The organism is Mesorhizobium sp. WSM4841, from assembly GCF_055811515.1.
Genome location: NZ_JBVVQC010000086.1, coordinates 1 through 1,204 on the forward strand (window position 1 = coordinate 1; position 1,204 = coordinate 1,204).

Annotated in this window: 1 protein-coding gene; it reads left to right on the plus strand. The window is 67.3% G+C overall.

What is annotated here, in order from left to right; all coding sequences use genetic code 11:
* The first annotated feature begins 64 nt into the window (after positions 1–64).
* Positions 65–1,195, plus strand: a complete 1,131-nt coding sequence (locus AC0L14_RS34730; RefSeq protein ID WP_473752225.1) for an IS481 family transposase — start codon at positions 65–67, stop codon at positions 1,193–1,195.
* Positions 1,196–1,204 lie beyond the last annotated feature (9 nt).

The following is a 1,204-nucleotide window of genomic DNA, read 5'->3' on the forward strand; positions in this document are numbered from 1 at the left end:
ATCGCGAACAGGTGTGCGAGGACATCGCGAACAGTTTTGCGCATTGTGCGCGAGGGGGTTCGGGATGCCGTTCAAGGACAGAAGCGCGATGAAGCAGAAGTTGGAGTTCGTGAGGCTGGCCTCGGCGGAGGGGTCGAATGTGAGCGCGTTGTGTCGGCGCTTCGGCATCGGACGGACGTGCGGCCACAAGCTGCTTTCGCGCTACCGGAGCGAGGGCGAGGCAGGACTGGCCGAGCAGTCGCGGCGGCCGCGATCGAGCCCGGCGCAGTGCGCGCCGGAGGTGGAAACGGCTGCGCTTTCGGTGCGCGCAGCGCATCCGGCTTGGGGTGGACGCAAGATCGCGCGGGTCATCGCCCGCGATGGCATCGGCACGCCCGCGGCCTCGACGGTGACCGGCATCCTGCGCCGCAACGGCATCGCGCTGGGCGCGCTGGGCGGCGGGGCGCAGCCCTTCATCCGCTTCGAGCACGAAGCTCCCAACGATCTGTGGCAGATGGATTTCAAGGGCCACGTCGCCTTGCATGGCGGTCGGCTGCATCCGCTCACTGTGCTCGACGACCATTCGCGCTTCTCGATCGCGCTGTCGGCCTGCGCCGATCAGACCACCGCAACCGTGAAGGCCCGGCTGATCGCCGCCTTCCGCCGCTACGGCCTGCCGTGGCGTATCGCCACCGACAACGGCCCGCCCTGGGGCGACGGCGGCCGCAACAACTTCACGCTGCTCACCGTCTGGCTGATCGAGGCTGGCGTCGCCGTCAGCCACTCCAGGCCTTGCCACCCGCAGACGCTCGGCAAGGACGAGCGCTTCCATCGCTCGCTCAAAGCCGAAGCGCTGCAGGGACCGCCCTTTGCCGATCTCCCCAAGGCCCAGGACGCCTTCGATCGCTGGCGTCACGTCTACAACACCGTGCGTCCGCACGACGCGCTTGGCGGCGCCGTGCCGCTCGACCGCTACCGCGTCTCGCAGCGCCAGTATCGCGAAATCGTCGAGCCGTTCGACTATGCCAAGGACGATCTCGTCCGCCGCGTTCAGCAGCATGGCTTCGTCTCCATCCTCGGCCACACCATGCGCCTGTGCAGGGCCTTCGCCGGCAAATCCGTCGCCTTCCGCCCAACCGCTGCCGACGGCGTCTTCGACGCCTGGTTCAGACACCAGAAAATAGAAACCATCGACCTCAATGCCCTGGCTCGATAGGATGGCAAA